This window comes from Glutamicibacter sp. NPDC087344 (assembly GCF_044744225.1).
Classification (GTDB): Bacteria; Actinomycetota; Actinomycetes; order Actinomycetales; family Micrococcaceae; genus Glutamicibacter.
In genome coordinates, this window is the sequence record NZ_JBIUXY010000008.1 from 178,349 (window position 1) to 197,149 (window position 18,801).

The 18,801-nt window shown below is 58.6% G+C and carries 17 protein-coding genes; 8 read left to right on the forward strand and 9 right to left on the reverse strand.

Going from position 1 to position 18,801, the window contains the following annotated elements; translation table 11 throughout:
• Positions 1 to 8: 8 nt before the first annotated feature.
• Together mscL and coaA are read right to left on the reverse strand one after the other, a co-directional pair.
• A complete protein-coding gene (gene mscL / locus ACIOWL_RS15435; RefSeq protein ID WP_400386963.1) occupies positions 9 to 407 on the reverse strand; it encodes a large conductance mechanosensitive channel protein MscL in 399 nt (132 codons plus the stop codon).
• Between the two features lie 95 nt (positions 408 to 502).
• Positions 503 to 1,462, reverse strand: coding sequence for a type I pantothenate kinase (gene coaA, locus ACIOWL_RS15440; protein ID WP_400386966.1), 960 nt, complete (start codon positions 1,460 to 1,462; stop codon positions 503 to 505).
• A gap of 168 nt (positions 1,463 to 1,630) precedes the next feature.
• Here coaA and glmS point away from each other — a divergent pair, with 168 nt between their 5' ends.
• Positions 1,631 to 3,502, forward strand: coding sequence for a glutamine--fructose-6-phosphate transaminase (isomerizing) (glmS, locus tag ACIOWL_RS15445; RefSeq protein ID WP_400386969.1), 1,872 nt, complete (start codon positions 1,631 to 1,633; stop codon positions 3,500 to 3,502).
• A gap of 86 nt (positions 3,503 to 3,588) precedes the next feature.
• Here glmS and ACIOWL_RS15450 read toward each other — a convergent pair whose 3' ends face one another.
• A complete protein-coding gene (locus tag ACIOWL_RS15450) occupies positions 3,589 to 5,475 on the reverse strand; it encodes a DUF262 domain-containing protein (protein ID WP_400386971.1) in 1,887 nt (628 codons plus the stop codon).
• A gap of 304 nt (positions 5,476 to 5,779) precedes the next feature.
• Between ACIOWL_RS15450 and ACIOWL_RS15455 the strand changes: the two genes are divergently transcribed.
• The 3 genes from ACIOWL_RS15455 (at position 5,780) to ACIOWL_RS15465 (ending at position 8,867) form a co-directional block, all read left to right on the forward strand.
• Positions 5,780 to 6,133 carry a holo-ACP synthase gene (locus ACIOWL_RS15455; protein WP_400386972.1) on the forward strand — a complete coding sequence of 118 codons (354 nt, stop codon included), beginning with the start codon at positions 5,780 to 5,782 and terminating at the stop codon, positions 6,131 to 6,133.
• 65 nt (positions 6,134 to 6,198) lie between these two features.
• Complete coding sequence (locus tag ACIOWL_RS15460) at positions 6,199 to 7,725, forward strand: NAD(P)H-hydrate dehydratase (protein WP_400386975.1); 1,527 nt, start codon at positions 6,199 to 6,201, stop codon at positions 7,723 to 7,725.
• Positions 7,726 to 7,835: 110 nt separating this feature from the next.
• Positions 7,836 to 8,867, forward strand: coding sequence for an RNase H family protein (locus ACIOWL_RS15465; RefSeq protein ID WP_400386978.1), 1,032 nt, complete (start codon positions 7,836 to 7,838; stop codon positions 8,865 to 8,867).
• An 88-nt stretch (positions 8,868 to 8,955) separates the two neighbouring features.
• Here the strand turns inward: ACIOWL_RS15465 and ACIOWL_RS15470 are convergent, their stop codons facing one another.
• The gene (locus ACIOWL_RS15470) at positions 8,956 to 9,897 is read right to left on the reverse strand and encodes an ABC transporter substrate-binding protein (RefSeq protein WP_400386981.1); all 942 of its coding nucleotides are present in this window, start codon (positions 9,895 to 9,897) and stop codon (positions 8,956 to 8,958) included.
• A 101-nt stretch (positions 9,898 to 9,998) separates the two neighbouring features.
• Here ACIOWL_RS15470 and ACIOWL_RS15475 point away from each other — a divergent pair, with 101 nt between their 5' ends.
• From ACIOWL_RS15475 to ACIOWL_RS15485, 3 genes are read left to right on the forward strand one after another with little or no spacing between them, the layout of a single operon-like run.
• A complete protein-coding gene (locus ACIOWL_RS15475; protein ID WP_400386984.1) occupies positions 9,999 to 11,009 on the forward strand; it encodes a FecCD family ABC transporter permease in 1,011 nt (336 codons plus the stop codon).
• Complete coding sequence (locus tag ACIOWL_RS15480) at positions 11,006 to 11,998, forward strand: FecCD family ABC transporter permease (RefSeq protein ID WP_400386987.1); 993 nt, start codon at positions 11,006 to 11,008, stop codon at positions 11,996 to 11,998. Before ACIOWL_RS15475 ends, ACIOWL_RS15480 begins: the two co-directional genes overlap by 4 nt.
• Positions 11,991 to 12,722, forward strand: a complete 732-nt coding sequence (locus tag ACIOWL_RS15485) for a siderophore-interacting protein (protein ID WP_400386990.1) — start codon at positions 11,991 to 11,993, stop codon at positions 12,720 to 12,722. The genes ACIOWL_RS15480 and ACIOWL_RS15485 overlap by 8 nt, the downstream gene beginning before the upstream one ends.
• A gap of 81 nt (positions 12,723 to 12,803) precedes the next feature.
• Here ACIOWL_RS15485 and ACIOWL_RS15490 read toward each other — a convergent pair whose 3' ends face one another.
• The 5 genes from ACIOWL_RS15490 to truA all read right to left on the reverse strand — a co-directional run bounded on the left by ACIOWL_RS15490 (position 12,804) and on the right by truA (position 18,124).
• On the reverse strand, positions 12,804 to 14,192 hold the full coding sequence (locus ACIOWL_RS15490; protein WP_400386992.1) for a UDP-glucose dehydrogenase family protein: 1,389 nt from the start codon (positions 14,190 to 14,192) through the stop codon (positions 12,804 to 12,806).
• Positions 14,193 to 14,356: 164 nt separating this feature from the next.
• Positions 14,357 to 15,706, reverse strand: coding sequence for a phosphoglucosamine mutase (glmM, locus tag ACIOWL_RS15495; protein ID WP_400386994.1), 1,350 nt, complete (start codon positions 15,704 to 15,706; stop codon positions 14,357 to 14,359).
• A 174-nt stretch (positions 15,707 to 15,880) separates the two neighbouring features.
• Entirely contained in the window at positions 15,881 to 16,381 is a 501-nt protein-coding gene (rpsI, locus tag ACIOWL_RS15500) for a 30S ribosomal protein S9 (RefSeq protein ID WP_400386997.1), read from the reverse strand.
• A 38-nt stretch (positions 16,382 to 16,419) separates the two neighbouring features.
• Positions 16,420 to 16,863: a 50S ribosomal protein L13 gene (gene rplM / locus ACIOWL_RS15505; RefSeq protein WP_400387000.1), complete on the reverse strand. Its 444-nt coding sequence runs from the start codon at positions 16,861 to 16,863 to the stop codon at positions 16,420 to 16,422.
• Positions 16,864 to 17,161: 298 nt separating this feature from the next.
• The gene (gene truA / locus ACIOWL_RS15510; RefSeq protein WP_400387002.1) at positions 17,162 to 18,124 is read right to left on the reverse strand and encodes a tRNA pseudouridine(38-40) synthase TruA; all 963 of its coding nucleotides are present in this window, start codon (positions 18,122 to 18,124) and stop codon (positions 17,162 to 17,164) included.
• 186 nt (positions 18,125 to 18,310) lie between these two features.
• Between truA and ACIOWL_RS15515 the strand changes: the two genes are divergently transcribed.
• Positions 18,311 to 18,730, forward strand: a complete 420-nt coding sequence (locus ACIOWL_RS15515) for a hypothetical protein (protein WP_400387005.1) — start codon at positions 18,311 to 18,313, stop codon at positions 18,728 to 18,730.
• The last annotated feature ends 71 nt before the right edge of the window (positions 18,731 to 18,801 follow it).

Genomic DNA, 18,801 nt, shown 5'->3' on the forward strand with positions numbered 1-18,801 from the left:
GTGAGTCTTTAGCGCAGAGCCTTGATTTCGTCGCGGATCTGTTCCAGGATGGCCAGCTGCGGATCTGGTTCGGCTTCTTCTTCCTCTTCGGTGATGCCACGGCGGCGGTTGAGCATCTCGGTGGCCTTGTTCATCGGCATGACCAGTGCAAAGTAGACTGCAGCGGCAATCAGCAGGAAGTTGACCAGTGCGGTGATAAACACACCGAATTTGATCTCTACTCCGTCAATGGTGAAGAGCAGGAAGCCGTCAAAGTTCGGGGAGCCAACCAGAGCGGCGATCAACGGCATCAATACGTTGTCGACCAGTGCGGTCACTACGGCACCAAAGGCGGCACCGATCACCACGGCAACGGCCAGATCGACAACGTTGCCCTTCATAATAAAATCGCGGAAACCCTTAAGCATGGCTTGATCATACACAGACGAAGTACAGATCAATAGGTTTTTTGACACCAGAATTCGAACTGTTCGATGAAATCACATGCACCGTTAATGATTATTTAGATCTTGCGCAAGAGCATCCGGCGTACCGAATGGTCCGCGGCCTTGCGCAAAACCAGCTGAGCACGGCCACGGGTGGGCAACACATTTTCCTTGAGATTTGGCTCGTTGATCCGCTGCCAAATCCCGTGAGCAGTCTCTCGTGCCTCGTCATCGGTCAACTTCGCATACCGGTGGAAGTAGCTGGCTGGATCCGAGAACGCCCCGGAGCGCAGTTTCATGAAGCGGCGGATGTACCACTCTTCAATGTATTGGGTTTTTGCATCGACATACACACTGAAGTCGAAGAAGTCGCTGAGCGCCAATCCTACGGTTCCATCCGAGCGGGTGCGTGCCGGTTGGAGCACGTTCAGGCCCTCCACAATCAGCACCTGCGGCGAGCGCACGTACTGGCGCTGTCCAGGAACAATGTCGTAGGTCAGGTGCGAGTACACCGGGGCGCTGACCTCTGGAACTCCGGACTTCACCGCGGAGACAAAACGCAACAGCGCTCGGCGGTCATAAGACTCCGGGAAACCTTTGCGCTGCATGATGCCACGGCGTTCAAGTTCCTTGTTCGAGTACAAAAAGCCGTCCGTGGTGATCAGTTGGACGTCAGGGGTTTCGGGCCAGCGTCGCAGCATCTCACGCAGCACACGTGCGGTGGTGGACTTGCCTACCGCAACCGAACCTGCCACACCAATCACAAAAGGTGTCTGGCTGGTCTGCTCCCCCAGAAACGTGGTGGTTGCCCGGTGGGTCGCTCCTGCACCCTGAACATATAAGGACAGCAAACGACTCAATGGAAGATAAACGTCACGCACTTCATGCAGGTCCAGGGAGTCACCCAGACCGCGAAGCCGCTCAATGTCGTCCTGGTTCAGCGGCTGTTCCATCTGGTTGGAAAGCCGCGCCCAGGTTTCACGTTCGAGGTCTACGAAGGGAGTAACTGTTGATTCAAGTGTGTCGTGTGGTTCCACGTGGACAAATTCTGCCAAGAAGTAGTGCCACAACCCAAATATCGGGGAGTTAACATACCGGCAGTTTTGCCCTTAACAGCACCTGAAGTGATCTAACACATAGCAAATTTTGAGTGCTGCGACACGATGAGTACCACCGTTTGACCCTGACCCGGTAGTCTTTTTTCCATGTGCGGAATTGTAGGATATGCAGGAACCTCAAGTGCGAACGCCGACCACGGCGCCCTTGACGTCCTTATTGAAGGCTTGCGCCGATTGGAATACCGTGGCTACGACTCTGCCGGCGTGGCAGTTGTAGCAGACGGTGCTATTCACTCCAGGAAGAAGGCCGGCAAGCTGGTCAACCTGGAAAACGAGATTGCCGAAGCTCCTTTGCCGGAATCAGTGACCGGCATCGGCCACACCCGTTGGGCTACCCACGGCGGCCCGAGCGACGGAAACGCTCACCCACACCTGGCTGACGGTGGCAAGTTGGCCATGATCCACAACGGCATCATTGAGAACTTCGCCAGCATCAAGGCCGAACTTGTAGCCGACGGTGTCCAGTTCCTTTCGGAAACCGACACCGAAGTTGCAGCCGCCCTGCTGGGCAAGGTGTACTCCAACGGTGCAGACGGGGATTTGACCAAGGCCATGCAGTTGGCTGTCCAGCGCCTGGAGGGTGCTTTCACCCTGCTGGCGGTCCACCAGGACCACCCAGGTGTTGTTGTGGCCGCGCGCCGCAACTCGCCACTGGTATTGGGTCTGGGCGACGGGGAGAACTTCCTGGGCTCGGATGTTTCCGGCTTCATCGACTTCACCCGTCGTGCCGTGGAACTGGGCCAGGACCAGATCGTTACCATCACCCCAGACACCCACCTGATCACCGACTTCGACGGCAACCCTGCTGAAGGCAAAGAATTCACCGTTGACTGGGATGCGGCCAGCGCGGAAAAGGGCGGTTTCCCGTCCTTCATGGAGAAGGAAATCTTTGATCAGCCTGCAGCCGTAGCTGACACCCTGTTGGGCCGCTCGGATGCAAACGGCCGATTGACCCTGGATGAGCTGCGTATCGATCCGGAAGATCTGACCAAGATCAACAAGATTGTGGTTCTTGCCTGCGGCACCAGCGCCTACGCCGGCCAGGTCGCCAAGTACGCCATCGAGTCCTGGTGCCGTATCCCGGTTGAGGTAGAGCTCTCCCATGAGTTCCGCTACCGCGAACCTATCGTGGACAAGCAGACCCTGATCGTTTCGATTTCCCAGTCGGGCGAAACCATGGACACCCTGATGGCGGTTCGTTACGCCAAGGAACAGGGCGCCAAGACCATGTCCATCTGCAACACCAACGGGTCCACCATCCCGCGTGAATCCGATGCCGTGCTGTACACCCACGCCGGTCCGGAAATCGCAGTGGCTTCCACCAAGGCGTTCTTGGCACAGATCACCGCCACCTACCTGCTGGGCCTGTACCTGGCTCAGTTGCGTGGCAACCTGTTCTCCGGCCAGATCAAGGACATCCTTGCAGACCTGGGCAAGATCCCTGCCAAGATCCAGGACATCCTGGATCGCAGCGGTGAGATCAAGGAACTGGCTCGCTCCATGTCCGAGGCATCCTCCGTGCTGTTTCTGGGTCGCCACGTCGGCTACCCGGTTGCCATGGAAGGCGCACTGAAGCTCAAGGAAATCGCCTACATCCACGCCGAAGGCTTCGCCGCTGGCGAGCTGAAGCACGGCCCGATTGCCCTGATCGATGACGGCCAGCCGGTTTTCGTGGTGGTTCCATCCCCACGCGGCCGCGACTCGCTGCACTCCAAGGTTGTATCCAACATCCAGGAAGTGCGCGCCCGTGGTGCCAAGACCCTGGTCATCGCTGAAGCTGGCGATGAAGCGGTGAAGGATTTCTCCGAGTTCGTGTTCTACGTTCCGGAAACCCCGACGCTGCTGATGCCGCTGCTGGCCACCGTGCCGCTGCAGATCTTCGCCTGCGAATTGGCTACCGCCAAGGGTTTTGACGTTGATCAGCCACGCAACCTGGCCAAGTCGGTGACCGTGGAGTAATCCACCGGTTCATAAACAGTTACTGCGGGTGCCCCCATGATGGGAGGGCACCCGCAGTTTTTATCAAAATTCGACGAGAATAGTTCTTAATCCTCCACGCTATTCCCTTCAATAGGGTGGGTCCAGATCTCACAAATAGTATCAATCAGCGATTCGGACCGCTCCCAAATGTCTATTTCGCTCCAGTCACCCGGGTGATGATTGAGGATCTCCTTGTTCAGAATTAGTAAACTATAGTTCTCGAGAAGACTTCGCTTCCCCCTGCTAGGCGATCCGCCTTCAATAAGGCCTTCCGCTTCATCGTCAGTCCAAGGTCGATTAGACAACGAGCCGTTGAGTGATTTCGTAACCAGAGTCAAGTTTCCCAGACTGTTGACAAGAATGTCACGATTTCGGGCACTTTCAGGGTTTAGGCTTGGAGCCGGGTCCCAGTGTGTTCTCCATCCCTGTGGCATTAGATGTTCAATTTCTAACTTTTCCGGCAAAGTAACGGATTCATACTTGGAGTTCTTCAGCCGCAGATGTTGTTCAATCGCACTAAGAATAACGCGCAATCGATCCTGTCTTATAAATCCATAGATCTTTTGGCCAGGCAAGTCTTGTTTCATTTCGGAAACTGCCGGCCACCTGCGAGTCTCGGCAGTCTGTCCGGCCAAAAATTCCTGGAATTCGGTTCCAGTCTGCTCCTTGTCGCAGGTACCAAGCATCTTGAGTATGGCAATTGCGAACTTATTCATATCCTTTGATGTCAGACGTAAAAGCATGCGCCTGATCGCCCAACTCTCCAAAGCCTCCAGAGCAATGCGCCTTTGATCAGGTGAAATTCCATGATTGACGGATAGAAGCCAAAGGAATACCGGAGTGGTCGCTGCCATCTCCAGACGTTCTATGACTCGGGAGTAGAAACGACCTTCTGGCGTGCGCGTTTCTAATTCCGAAAATTCACTAAAGGTATCAGCATCTTTGCGCAATTCAGTGAGAAGACGTTCTGCATCTATAGCAGACGTCATATAAGGTTCAGCATATTCAGTGAATACGCGGAAAACTTGGTCAGCCTTAATTTCGTCTTGGAGGCGCATGGTAAGCCAGTAATGGAGAAAGATATCAATCCTAGAGCGCATGAGTCGACCTTGACGGACTTCAGCGCGCCACCAATCGCCATCGAACTCAGCCCATAGGTCGTTTGCCCAACGAGTTACGTCTGCTTTTAACTGTTCACCTCGTCGAAAAATCCAGTTCTTGATCAGATCAGCCTTCAGCAAAGGTGTCCCACGTGCGTTAAGTGTTTCAAAAATCAACTGTGAGTCGTCGTGACCCGTCAGATCAATGGCCACCAGAATCAGCCGATCTTGAAGCGTTGAACTCAGCGCTTCGACCCGAAGACCTTCATCACCCGGAGGAACATCCCCGTCCTCATCAGTGGTTCCAGCAATCCATCGTTCGGCTTTTCGCATAAAGAACTGGTGAGCGTCTACTATTCGATGATCAACTTCCTCGCCCATTGATGGATCCATGGCAAACTCGAAGGCGTTACGGTCTGTATGTGAAGGCCAGAGTTTAAAACGCTCTCTTTTTCCCTTAAAGCGAGGTGATCCATTCAAGATCAGCTCTTCTAGGGACTCTGCCAAATTCGAGTGGTTCCGGCCCCGCACAACCTCATGAACTGCATCCAAGAGAATCTGAATGGTCGTCATTCGTTGTTGCCCGTCGATGACGTCGTGCCTTGTAACATCACCGGCCACTGGCTTCTTAGACTCGTAAACAACTGCGCCCATGAAGTGCTGAATATCAGGTTCTGCATGCTCGTCATTTAATTTCAAGTTAACGAATGTTTCCGCAACATGCTTGACGTCTTCCCACAGTGGTGCCCACTGGAGGTCCTCAGTCCAAACATACGGTCTCTGAAATGCCGGGATTTCATAGTGCTCTTTACCCTCAAATAAATCTCGGGGGCTACGGGTATGTGTTTCCATGTGTCCCTTTCCTAACGCCAAAACGACAAGGTGACGATATCAGCATCGCACCAACAATCTACCGAGAGTTGTTGCCCATGAACTGAGTCTAGTCTCAGAACCGGGCCCCTAAGGGCTATATGTACGACCAGTGGTCTAACAAGCCAAAAGGAAACGCCAACATTAGAAACTTCCGACCATTTCGAAGTTACTAAATTGAAACAGTCGCATTGGTGCCCCAAATCACCACAATCCTCCACTGCTCTAGTGATTCAGGTCTACGGAGATTCTCTCCTGCGCGGTTGAACTGGATAAACTGGAAGGCATGATTGCAGGAATTGGTGTAGACATTGTTGACGTACCGCGCTTCGGGCGGCAGCTGGAAAAAACACCGCGACTGCACGAACGGCTCTTCACCGAGGTGGAACGCGGGCTCCCCCTGCGTTCACTCGCTGCTCGCTTTGCAGCCAAGGAAGCCATTGCCAAGGCGCTAGGAGCGCCATCGGGGATGAACTGGCAAGACTGCAGCATCATCAAAGACGAGGCCGGAGATCCCCAAATCCATGTCACTGGCTCGGTGGCGGATGCCAGCGCGCAACGAGGAATCACTTCCTGGCATCTGACCCTCTCCCACGATGGGGACATGGCTATCGCGATGGTTGTCGCCGAACGTTTATAACCTGTTTACGACACGAACTCGGATAAAAGCCCTGTTGTAGGCGAGGGATGAGTATTGTTTGATTTATGATCCCGGTCTACAGTCTTGCCCAGGTACGTGCGGTCGAAGCGCAGGAGATTTCACGGCGTTCTGATGCCGTCCTGATGAAACAGGCGGCCAGCGCGCTGGCGAAGGAAGCCGTGGACCTGCTCGGCGAGGGTTCAGCCAGTACCGCAACCCTTGTGGTTGCTTTGATTGGCCCGGGCAACAACGGCGGAGACGGACTCTATGCCCTGGCAGAGCTCGCCCGGCAGGGATACTCAACCCTAGCCATTCAGTTTGCCCCAAAAATTCATGCCGAAGCTCTGTCCGAATATCTTGAAGCTGACGGAAAGCTTGAACAGTATTCCCCGAGCAGCCAGACGCTTTCCAATGCGGCGCTGATCATTGATGCCTTGTACGGGCTCGGCTACCGTTCCGGAGCGGAACTACCCCAGCTGCCCCGCGGCTCCCGGGTACTTGCCTGCGATGTGCCGTCGGGCCTCAACCCGGAAACCGGTGTTGCCGATGACCATGTTCTGCTGGCCGAACGCACAGTCACCTTCGGCGCACTGAAACCCGGATTGCTCACCGGTGACGGACCGCTGGTCACCGGAGAGATCAAGGTCGTGCCGCTGGACTTCGACTTCACCAGCCACACTCCGCAATCGCATCTGGTGGACAAGGACTCAGCGCTTGAGCTGCTCGACGTTGACCGCTCGTGGCGGGATGCTGGGCGCCATAAGTACCAGCGGGGCGTGCTTGGCCTGATTGCAGGTTCTTCCCTCTACCCTGGAGCTGCCCAACTCACTGCGCAGGCTGCGGTGAATTGCGGCGTTGGCCTCTTGCGCACCCACGTCCCTGCAGAAATCGCTCCGTTGCTGGCGGTCGCTGCACCTGAAACGGTTCCACTGGATGATGATCAGATTCGTGAAGCCCTCTCCTCTGCTAGGCGCTATATTCACGGGCGCGGAGCCAAGATCTCCGCGTGGGCTATCGGCCCCGGCTTGGATAGCCGCACTCCCCCGACCGGTGTCATTGCCGAAGTGTTTGCCAGCCGACAGCCGGCAGTCATCGACGCTTCTGGTTTGGATCTGGTTCCGGCCGGACCAAGCAAGCAGCCGCGGGTTCTCACTCCTCATGCCAAGGAACTGAGAATGCTGCTGCGCCGTGCCGGCGTGAGTGTCACCACCGAAGAAATCACCGTGGACCCGATTCGCTGGACCCGTTGGGCCGCACTGGCCTACAACGCGGTAGTTCTGCTCAAGGGCCCCACCAGCTACATTGTTGCCCCGGACGGAAGCAGCCTGCTTGTCTGCCATTCAGCCGCCCAGCTGGCCACCGCAGGCAGTGGCGACGTACTGACCGGCATCCTTGGCTATTTGCTCTCGGACAGCTCGTTGACCGGTGTCACCGGCTTGGAGACCGTCTCCAACCGTCGCATGATGGAATTGGTTGCCTGCGCCGCGGTGATCCACGGCCACCTAGGGCGGGTCACCGCACAGGACGGCACCGTCAGTGCTTCGCGACTGATCGAGCGTTTGCCTGCGGTCATGAAGGACTTTGGCTTCTAGCGGGAAGCTCTCAACCTCGGCCATCGCAAAGCATGACTGTCGCATTTCGTCCGGATGTGGGAGGTTCGCGATAAAATCATGGTGAAATCGCGCCCAGCCGAGGAGGGAAGATGACAACACCTCGTCCTCGCCCGCAGAATTCAATCATTGTGGATTCGGATGGGGTGCGCCGGTTAGCTTCCGAAACGCGTCAAGCCGTGCCGACCCGGCTCATTGCGGTGCTTGAACGTGTGGCTCATACGGTTGATTCGACCGGCGCCAAATACGCCTACGTGCCATTCACCGCGGGCATCGTGATGAACGGCTATCTGGCGCAGCGCAGCGAACAAGGATTGCGTTTCGATTTTGCCATTACCTTATGTGATTCAACGTCCAAGCCGTTGGCAACCCTCACCGGGTCATCCGCCCTCGGATCCCTGGATCAAGCGATCCTAAAGGTGATTGCCGAGTTTACCGGCACAGTCAAGATTACGCAGGCCGCCTCCATCGACTTGGTGCTCCCCCACGTGGATGGTTTGGGACTAGCTGATGTGGGAACAAATGCGATTTTCTGCTTGAATCCGTCGTGGCTGTTCGGTGTGGATCTTGAACTTCCCAACCAGGCAAATCTTGAGGCTCTGGCGCCGGTGCTCGCTACGTACCGCTCCCAGCGTGCTCGCGTCATTGCCTACACCGATGGCTCGGTTCCACGTTTTGGGTTGCACCGTGGCGCGGGTGCCATGGTCACAACTCAGGGACACTGGGCCGCACGGGTCTCGCCCAAGGGATCGTCAAGGGATTCCTTGATGGCCGAGGCTACCGGATCGCTGCTGGCCTTGCAGCATGCGCCGCTGGATCTTGACCTCACCATATTTACCGACTGCCGGGCACTGGTGTATGTCATCAATAACCTTGCCGAGGGTCGCTACCAATCAGGCAAGGAAGAATACACCGCCCTGCGGGTCCCGCTGGAAAAGCGCACGGGCAAAACACGGGCTCAGTGGGTCCGCGGACACAACGGAAACCCCTACAACGAAGCCGCAGACCGTATGGCGGTGCTGATGGCTCGGCACTTCAACGCGGGAATTGATCCGAACCTGTCCCACTCGCTGATGAGCTCCATCGTCAGCGAAGAGCTCCGTCGCGATCGGCAGGCACGCTAATGGCCCTGGATTCCTCCCCTATTGCTGGGAGAAACCAGGGCCGTATGCGTCAGCGTAGATCCGTGGTGCGTCGTGCCGGCACCACGCTTTAGCCGAGGGTTTCTTCTAGATCATCAAGGATCTTGTTTCCTCCAACAACACCGATGCCTACCATCCAGGTTTCGTCTTCCACCTCATGGACATCCTTGTTCGCTACAGCTGGAAGATCTCCCCACAGCTCGGTGACCTTGCCCATGGTGGTGGCATCCGGGTCGCCGCCAGGGTTGGTGTAGAAGATGACATCGCCGTCGATCTGCTCATACTGTTCTGGGCTGAGTTCCTTCATGGAGTACTCGTTCCAGCCTTCATCTCCCAGGTCGAAACCTGCCTCGCTCAACAGTGAGCCGGAGAATGATTCGGGGCCGTACAAGCGGAAGTTATCCGGGCGGAAACGCACCATTGACAACGTGGTTCCCGAAGCGTCAACACTTTCACCAACCTCGTGGGCACGGGTTTCAAGCTCGCTGATCAGTTCATCCATCTTTGCCGACTGGTTCACCGCGGCAGCGGTGATTTTCGCCTGTTCTTCCCAGTTGGTGCCCGAGTCTACGGAGAAGACCGTGGGGGCGATGGCCGAGAGTTCTTTGTAGATGGCTTCGTGGCGGACCTTTGCGCCGATGATCAAGTCCGGCTTCAGCGCGGCAATTTCGTCAATGGACGGCTCGGAAGTCAGTCCCACGGATTCGACCGTGCCCTCGGGCAGCCCCAGGTAGTCAGGCACACCAGCTGCGGCACCGGATTCGCTGGCGCCCACCGGGGTGATGCCCAAAGCCGTAAGGGCGTCCAGATGAGGCGAATCGATCACAACAATCCGCTGTGGTGTTCCCTTGATTTCGGTGGAGCCCATGGCGTGCTCAACGACGTAGCTTCCCGAGTCACTTGTGGGTGCGGCGCTTGGCTCCGTGGTTGCCGAGCTTGCGCAAGAGACCAGCGAGAGCGACAGCGACAGAATTGCCAAGCCGCCGGCGAGAGAGGTGATTTTAGTACCCATAGACATTCCCTTATTATGTGAAAGTGACGAACCCTAGCCTAATACAGCGTGTGTGACTTATGGAGACAACCGAATGTGAGTCGAAGCACTCCCAAATCCAGGTGCCGGAGAGCAGAGGACGCCGGTACACGCGGTGGTACCTAGTGTGTTTTGCGGCGTTGGCCGGTTGCATCCTGCTAAGCCTCTGCCTTGGCTCCAAGTTGTTGTCCCCCGCCGAATTATGGGATGTCGCTCTAGGCTCTGCGTCCAGCGGGGATCAGCGAATTGTGTGGGTGCTGCGGCTAGAGCGGACCGTGACCGGAATTGTGGTCGGTGCAGCTCTGGGTGCCAGCGGCGCCATCATGCAAAGTGTCATCCGCAACCCCATTGCCGACCCGGGAATCCTTGGAATCAACGCCGGGGCGGCCCTCGGAGTAGCCTGCGGCATCATGCTGACGGGTAGTGCTGGCATGCTTGCGAGCGTCGGATTCGGCCTTGTCGGGGCGGCCTGTGTGGCAGCGTTCCTGCTGCTGTGTGCCATGCTGCCGGTTTTCCGCGGCTCCGCGGTTCGCCTCACCCTGTGCGGCGTGGCGCTATCCGCCCTGTTGGCGGGTATCACCCAACTGCTGATGTTCTCAGATGAAAAACTCATGGATCAGTTCAGGTTCTGGCAGGTCGGCTCGCTGGCCGCACGCCCCATGGAATCCGTGCTGTGGGTTGCCCCGTTGATTAGCCTGGGATTGGTCCTGGCGTGGGCTGTGGGCGGAGCCCTGAACATGCTGGATCTGGGTGACGACAGCTCGCAAGCGCTCGGTGCCGGGGTACTTCGCACCAGGATTGTTGCCTTGCTGGCGGTGGCCCTGCTGTGCGGCCCGGCAACCGCCTTGGCCGGACCTATTGCCTTTGTCGGATTCGCCGTACCCCACCTGGTGCGAATGGTCATTGGCAATGACACCAAACAAGTGATCCGGTTCTCTGCCCTGGCGGCTCCCTCGATGTTGCTGCTGTGCGACATAGCGGGCCGCTTGGCTGGCTCCGGAGCGGAGATTCAGGCCGGGGTCGTCACCTCCTTGTTCGGCGCCCTGGCACTGGTGATTCTGGTGCTCCGCTCGTCCTCGAGGAAACTGTCATGATCCAGGCGAAGCAAAAAATTCTCGGCACCCGCCTGGTGCTCCTGGGCATACTCGGCCTGCTGCTGGTGGTAGGGTCGGTGTTTTTTGGTGAATACCGGGTCAGCTGGGTCGACTTCGTGGACACCCTCAGTGGTAAGCCTCCAGCGCCGATGACCGAATTCTTTGTGCTCCAGCGCCGCCTGCCCCGGGCGCTCGTAGCCTTTGCCACCGGGGTGTGCCTCGCCGCGGCCGGCAGCCTTATCCAGCAGCTACTGAAAAATCCCCTAGCGAGTCCGGACATCATTGGCATCACCAACACCGCGTCCCTCGGCGGCGCGCTGGTCATCCTCTTGTGGGGCGGCACCACCGCAACCGCTTGGACCGGAGCGCTGGCCGGAGCGGCCATTGCGCTCGGATTCCTTTTTATGGCACAAAAACTTTTCAACGTCACCGGGGCGAAACTGATTTTGCTCGGGGTGGGGCTGGCCGCCATCAGTACCGCATTGATCAATTATCTGCTCACCATAGTTTTTGTCCCCTCCGCGGTTGTCGCCCAAAGCTGGCTAGTCGGCACCCTCCAAGGACGTGGTTGGGCAGAACTGCCCTTGCTGTCATTCGGAGTGCTGGTACTCGTTGCGGTGCACGTGTTTTTTGCCAAAGACCTGAAGATCCTCGACATGGGTGATGACACCGCCGGAGGTTTGGGAATCAACGTGCCACGGCTTCGCACCACGTTGTTGGCCGCCGCCGCGCTGCTCACTGCCATCGCGGTGCTCAGCGCCGGTCCTATTGGCTTCGTTGCCTTGGTGGCTCCGCACATCGCCACCGCGCTGACCGGATCAAAAAACTTGATCGGTGCTGCGTTGTGCGGCGGAATACTGCTCAGCGCCAGCGACTTGATTGCCCAGTACGCATTACCCGTTGCCGTTCCGGTGGGTGTGATCACCATTATTGGCGGCGGCGGATTCTTTTTGTGGCTGCTTTTTGGAAAGGGAAGAATTCGTGGGTGAAACCGAAACACGCAGGACCCCGCTGCGGCCGCAGCATCGGCACCAAGTAGTGGAGCAGGATGCCGAGGTTGTCAGCAATGAGCCGGTCGGCGGCCTGTACCGGCGGCTGGGTCTTCGCTACACCCATGAACCATTCGAATCCCATGGTTTTGATGACGTCGTGGTTCTGAAGTTCCCGGCGCCAGGGAAGTCGCCGCACGGCCCCGAGCACGGATCATGGCATGTCCGGGAATACACCGTGGTTCGGGTTGATCCCCGGCACCGCGTGCTGCACGTTGATTTTCTTCTGCATGGCTCCGGCGTTGCTTCAAGCTGGGCGCAGGCCGCGCAGCCAGGCGACCTGGTCAAGATCATTCCGACGCGGATGTGCCGCCTGTTGCCCGAAGCCGAACGCAGTTTTTTGTTCGCTGATTCCAGCGCCTGGCCGGCGGCCCGCAGATTCCTGCAGATGGCTCCCGGCACCTCGAATGAGCTTATCCTCCATGCCCAGCCTGCAGAGGAACTGGCGGCGGCCGCGCTCGGGATCAAGACGCTGCCGCTGAGCGCAGCGCCCCAAGAATCGGTCAGCCTCTCAGGCCTGTCGACGCTGAGCGGGCAACCTGCGGCGTTCGTCTGGATCGCCGGAGAAAGCGGCTGGGCAAGCACCCTTCGCCGTCACCTGTTGGAGCACACGCCGCTGCAGCGGGAGCAGATTCAATTCACCGGTTACTGGAAATCAACCTAGACGGTTATCCCGCTCTACCGGCGGCGTGACGAGAGCTGATGGGCTCAGGCCACGCAACTGCCAGTGTTCCCCGGCAAAAACCTACTTTGCTGCCTGCACCGGAATCTGGGCGGTCCCCGGAGCGGTGTTCACAACCTCGAAGTACTCCCCCGGGCCGGTAATCACCCAGCCCGCGCCACGCCAGGCCGGGCGGTCCAAGACATTGCGGCCATCAATCAGGACCCGGGAGGAGACTACCTCGCCCAGCTCCTGCGGATCCAGGTCACGGAATTCCTGCCATTCGGTCAGCAGCAACACAATATCCGCGGCCTTGGCGGCTTGTTGCCAGGAGTCCACGTAGTTCAGGCGCGGGAAACGACCGGCCGCATTTTTGTTTCCCTGCGGGTCGTAAACCGACACGTCTGCTCCGGCGTTATACAGGCGCACCGCGATATCCAGTGCCGGTGAATCACGGACGTCGTCGCTGTTGGGTTTAAAACTTACACCCAGCACACAGATGTGTTTTCCTGCCAGTTCGTTCTCCAGCATGCTGGAGGCCAGGGACACCACCCGGTCGCGGCGGCGCAGGTTGATCTGGTCTACCTCGGCCAAGAATCCCATGGTATGGCTCAGCCCCAGCTCGGATACGCGGGCCTGCAAGGCTCGGATGTCCTTCGGCAGGCACCCGCCTCCGAAGCCCACCCCGGCGTTCAGGAAACGACGCCCAATGCGGTTGTCGTGGCCAATAGCATCCGCGAGGGTTATGATGTCGCCGCCCACGGTTTCGGTCACCTCCGCGAAAGCGTTGATAAAGGAAATCTTGGTGGCCAAAAACGCGTTGGCGGCAACCTTCACCAGTTCCGCGGTTTCCAGGTCGGTCACGATCTCCGGGGTGTCATTAGCCAGGATCGGGGCATACACCTCACGGATCTTGCGCAGCCCGAATCCCTGCGGGTCCAGATCGCTCAGGCCGTAGACCAGGCGGTCCGGACTCAAGGTGTCCTTGACGGCGAACCCTTCCCGGAGGAACTCGGGGTTCCAGGCCAGGGTGATATCGCTGTCCGGATGCGCATTCTCGGCAATTCGTTCGGTCAGGCGGCGTGCCGTGCCCACGGGAACCGTGGATTTGCCGACAATCAACGCTTGCCCGGTGATGTGCTCCAGCAGGCTGTCTACCGACCCGTCCACGTAGCTCATGTCTGCAGATTGGGAATCGGCACGCTGCGGGGTGCCAACGGTGATGAAGTGGATGTCCGCGTTGGCCGCGACCTCCGCGTAGGAATCGGTGAAACGCAGGCGCCCTGTGGCCACGTGTTTGCGCAACAGCTCGGGCAGGCCTGGTTCATGGAAGGGAAGGACCCCCGCAGCGAGCGCCTTGAGCTTGGACGCGTCCACGTCCAGGCCGATGACTTCATACCCCAGTTCGGCCATGCAGGCCGCGTGGGTGGCTCCCAGATATCCGGTACCGATAACGCTGATGCGTAGAGCCACGACTCTCCTTAGTTAGACCATGACTTCACCGTCAGGTGGACCCTGGCGTTGAATTCTCTTTTCAGCATGCCACATCCCCGCAGGGTGTCACCTCGGGGAACACGCTACGGGGATGTGAGAATTTACTGAGCATTTACTTGGCGCTTGGCCAAGTCAGTTTGTTATTAACCTAGCGAGAGGTGCTCGGATACCGAGGCCGCCAGGGCTTCCGCTTCGGCTTGAGCCTGTTCCTGGGTGGCCGCCTCAACCATGACGCGAACAACCGGTTCGGTGCCGGAGGGACGCAACAGCACCCGGCCGGTGGAGCCGAGGCGAGCCTCGGCTGCTTCGATATCCAGCTGCAGCGGCTCGCAGTCCGGCACGCCGGCCTTGTCCACACCACGCACGTTGATCAGAACCTGCGGCAACACGGTGAGGACCGAGGCAAGTTCCTTCAGGGACTTGCCCGTGGCTTTCACCCGCGCGGCAAGGTTCAGCCCGGTGAGCACACCGTCACCGGTGGTGGCGTGCTTGCTGAAGATCACGTGGCCGGACTGTTCCCCGCCCAGGGAGTAATTTCCCTCGTTCATGCCTTCAAGCACGTAGCGGTCACCCACACCGGTCTGCTTCACGGTGATTCCCGCGGCTTCCATGGCCAGCTTCAGACCGAGGTTGCTCATCACGGTGGCGACCAGGGTGTCGTCTTTCAGTTCGCCGCGTTCTTTCAGGGCGATCGCCATGATGGCCATGATCTGGTCCCCGTCAACCACGTTTCCTTCGTGGTCTACCGCTAGGCAGCGGTCGGCGTCGCCGTCATGGGCGATCCCCAGGTCTGCGTTGTTTTCCACCACGGCGGCCTGCAGCTTTTTCAGGTGGGTGGAGCCGTAGCCGTCATTGATGTTGATTCCGTCCGGCTCGGCGCCGATCACGATGATCTGGGCGCCGGCGGCCTTGAAGACCTCCGGCGAGCAGCCCGAGGCGGCGCCGTGGGCGCAGTCAAGCACAACCTTGATGCCATCCAAGCGGTTTGGCAGGGCCTGGAGCAGGTGGATGATGTAGCGGTCTTCAGCGTCGGCGAAACGCGAGACACGTCCTACATCGCCGGCGACCGGGCGTGGTTTCGGCATCTTCAGGCACGCCTCGATGGCGTCTTCCAGCGAGTCGTCAAGCTTTTTGCCGCCGCGCGCCAAGAACTTGATGCCGTTATCCGGTGCCGCGTTGTGGGAGGCGGAGATCATCACGCCGAAGTCTGCGTCCAGGTCGTCAACCAGGAAGGCCGCGGCCGGGGTGGGAAGCGTGCCGGCGTCTTGAACATCAACGCCGGAGGCGGCTAGCCCCGCTTCGATTGCGGCAGAGAGGAAGTCGCCGCTGATACGCGGATCCTTCGCTACCACAGCGACTGGTTTGTGCCCGTCCTCAGGCTGGCTCAAACCCAAAACCACCGAAGCCGCCTGTGCGAGTTCCATCGCCAGCTCGGGGGTTAACAATTCGTTTGCTTTTCCTCGGACCCCATCGGTCCCAAATAACCTTGCCATCGTTATCAATCATAAGCCCTGAGCTTCGATTTACCGGACTTGCGGGACGTTAAGCGCTGAGCGCCTTGCCGTAAAGGCTCTGAATTTCTGATCAGATCGACAAGGCTTAAACGGCCAACGGCCCCACCATCCCCGAAGGGAAGTGGAGCCGTTGGGTAAACCTTGAAGTAAGGTTTAGCGCTTCGAGAACTGCGAAGCCTTACGGGCCTTCTTCAGACCAGCCTTCTTACGCTCGATGACGCGTGCGTCACGGGTCAGGTAACCGGCCTTCTTCAGGGTGGCGCGGTTAGCGTCGCGGTCGATCTCGTTCAGGGCACGGGCGATGCCCAGGCGCAGTGCGCCAGCCTGACCGGAGATGCCGCCACCGTGGATGCGGGCGATAACGTCGTATGCGCCTTCCAGACCCAGAACCTTGAAAGGCTCGTTAACATCCTGCTGGTGCAGCTTGTTCGGGAAGAAGTCGTCCAGCTGGCGACCGTTGACGGTCCACTTGCCGGAGCCTGGGATCAGGCGAACGCGGGCGATAGCCTGCTTGCGACGGCCAACTGCTGCACCTGGAACGGTCAGCGGAGCACGCTCGGTCTCGGCCACAACGGTCGAGGCAACGGTCTCGGTGGTGTAAGACGAAGGAGCTTCGCCTTCGAATTCAGTGATCTCTTCAGCGTTCTGAGCCACGATAATCTCCTATTAAGTATTTCTTCTCGGGGCCAGGACTACTGAGCGACCTGGGTGATTTCCAGTGCCTTTGGAGCCTGAGCAGCGTGTGGGTGCTCAGCGCCGCGGTAGACCTTCAGCTTGGAAAGCTGAGCAGCCGACAGCTTGTTCTTTGGCAGCATGCCCTTGACGGCCTTCTCTACAGCCAAAACTGGGTTCTTCTCCAGCAGGTCGGCGTAGTTGATGCTCTTCAGGCCGCCCGGGAAGCCCGAGTGACGGTAAGCGCGCTTGTTCTGCAGCTTCTTACCGGTCAGAGCAACCTTTTCGGCGTTGATGATGATGACGTGGTCGCCCATGTCCATGTGTGGAGCATAGGTTGGCTTATGCTTGCCGCGCAGCAGGGTTGCGGTCTGAACGGCGAGGCGGCCGAGAACTACATCGGTGGCGTCGATGACGAACCACTGACGAGTCTGATCAGCCGGCTTTGGGGTGTACGTACGCACAGTAATTGCCTTACGTTGATTCGTTTCTGGTCAAACAGTCGCTTGGCCGAAGGCGGTGAGATCCCCCGGTGACGAGCACTGTCGTGTTGTTCTTGTGTTTGGACCAGTACGTCAGGTGAGGACTGATATAGACCGGCCGTCCAGAGATGTTCGCACACCCAGCAGACCAGCGACTATGCAACTAAGCCGTCACGCTTGGGTATGTAGTGTCGAACGTGGACATACACAACTCATAAAAGTTTAGCTGATTAAAGTAGTCCCGGCCAAAAATGTTCACCTCGGGTGAGCAAGAACACCCTTAATCGGCGCGGATTTCCGGGCTTTGAGCCGTGGACACACCGGGTGTGTCCACGTCGTGGACTTCTCGTTTGGCACGGGTCTGCGCCGCACGCGCCGCAAGCTGCTCCGCCTCTGGATAATAGACTTCTTCAAGCACCAGGGCCCGCGGGTGCGCCAGCTTGGTTTTCGAGTCGCGAACCATCTGTTCCAGTCGCGCGGCAAGGAAGCCTGGTTCCTCACGGCCGTCGCCCACCATCATGGCCGCTCCGATCAGGGCACGGACCATGTTGTGGCAAAAGGCGTCGGCCTTGAGGTGGGCCAGGATCATGCCATCCGGAGTGCGGGTGAAGCTGAATTCTTGCAGGGTGCGGATGGTGGTCGCATCCGGTCGTGGTTTGCAGTAGGTCAAGAAGTCGTGACGCCCAAGGACCGTCTGCGCCTCGCGGTTCATGGCTTCGACATCCAGCTCTTCGCGGTGCCAGGTGGTCAGGTGCCGGCTGAGCGGATCCCAGCGGTGGACCCCGTCGGCAATGCGGTAGGAGTAGCGGCGCGCCAGCGCGGAGAACCTGGCATCAAAGCCGTCGGGGGCAACATCTGCTTCATGGACCCAGACCGCGCCCTCCTGACGACCGAGAATGCCGTTGATGCGGCGTACCAGCGCGGGACCTGCCGCCAGTGGCGAACGGCGCGGCAGCGCTTCGAACTCTTCTGGTGTCAGATCCAGGTGCACCACCTGACGACGGGCGTGCACACCCGCATCGGTACGCCCGGCAACCACCACTCGCACCTGCCGGCGGATCAAGGTTTGCAGGGCGTCTTCAATCAGCTGCTGCACGCCGACCACATTGGGCTGGCGCGCCCAGCCGTTATACGCCGCGCCGTCATAACCAAGCACCATGCGCATCCGAATCCAGGCCGGGCTTTGCGCCTGCCCCAGTGCCCTGGCGCCGAGGGGGTCGAAGATTTCCGCGTTGGTGCTCATGAGTTTAATTATGGATGCCGGGAGCCCAGCAAACGAATTCATGGGCACCCGAATCGCAGTTTCCCAAATTGTAAATTTGCTGGGGATTTCGGCATGTCGAATAGTCAACCTATTGGCGATATGGCAAAGTGGGGGTTGCGGATTAGTTTCCGATCATCAACCACTTTTTGACAGAGAGTCTCCCCCATGAAAAAGATGCGTACCCTTTCGCTTGTCGCCGCCCCGTTGATCGGCTTGAGCCTGCTCACCGCATGCAGCTCGTCAAACACTGCCCTGTCGGACGACGCGGCGTGCAAGGAACTGCGTACCTCGCTGGAAGATGCCGGCGCCGACATGAGCGCTGATTTCGACCCAACCAAGGATCTGGCGAAGCTCAAGGAAGTTGCACCGAAGATCCAGGACATTGCAGACCGCACCGAATCCGATTTCAAGACCCAGCTGGCCAGCGTTGCCGCGGGGTTCAAGGCAATTGGCGAGTACGTGGGTGAGGACGGCCAGCTGGATATGACCAAGCTTGCCGCTTCCGCCGATTCGCAGGAGACCTTCACCGGCATGGCAACTGCTATTACCACGGTCGGCGATGTCTGCGGCGACACCCTGAACTAAGGAACTTACCTTCCTCGCGCGGGCGGGCTCATCCCTGGTGGATGGGCCCGCCTGAGTATTTTCCACTAGCT

Coding starts and splice junctions, on each gene's coding strand:
- mscL (WP_400386963.1), bottom strand. CDS start 407: ATGCTTAAGGGTTTCCGCGATTTTATTATGAAGGGCAACGTTGTCGAT.
- glmS (WP_400386969.1), top strand. CDS start 1,631: ATGTGCGGAATTGTAGGATATGCAGGAACCTCAAGTGCGAACGCCGAC.
- ACIOWL_RS15450 (WP_400386971.1), bottom strand. CDS start 5,475: ATGGAAACACATACCCGTAGCCCCCGAGATTTATTTGAGGGTAAAGAG.
- ACIOWL_RS15455 (WP_400386972.1), top strand. CDS start 5,780: ATGATTGCAGGAATTGGTGTAGACATTGTTGACGTACCGCGCTTCGGG.
- ACIOWL_RS15460 (WP_400386975.1), top strand. CDS start 6,199: ATGATCCCGGTCTACAGTCTTGCCCAGGTACGTGCGGTCGAAGCGCAG.
- ACIOWL_RS15465 (WP_400386978.1), top strand. CDS start 7,836: ATGACAACACCTCGTCCTCGCCCGCAGAATTCAATCATTGTGGATTCG.
- ACIOWL_RS15470 (WP_400386981.1), bottom strand. CDS start 9,897: ATGGGTACTAAAATCACCTCTCTCGCCGGCGGCTTGGCAATTCTGTCG.
- ACIOWL_RS15480 (WP_400386987.1), top strand. CDS start 11,006: ATGATCCAGGCGAAGCAAAAAATTCTCGGCACCCGCCTGGTGCTCCTG.
- glmM (WP_400386994.1), bottom strand. CDS start 15,706: ATGGCAAGGTTATTTGGGACCGATGGGGTCCGAGGAAAAGCAAACGAA.
- truA (WP_400387002.1), bottom strand. CDS start 18,124: ATGAGCACCAACGCGGAAATCTTCGACCCCCTCGGCGCCAGGGCACTG.
- ACIOWL_RS15515 (WP_400387005.1), top strand. CDS start 18,311: ATGAAAAAGATGCGTACCCTTTCGCTTGTCGCCGCCCCGTTGATCGGC.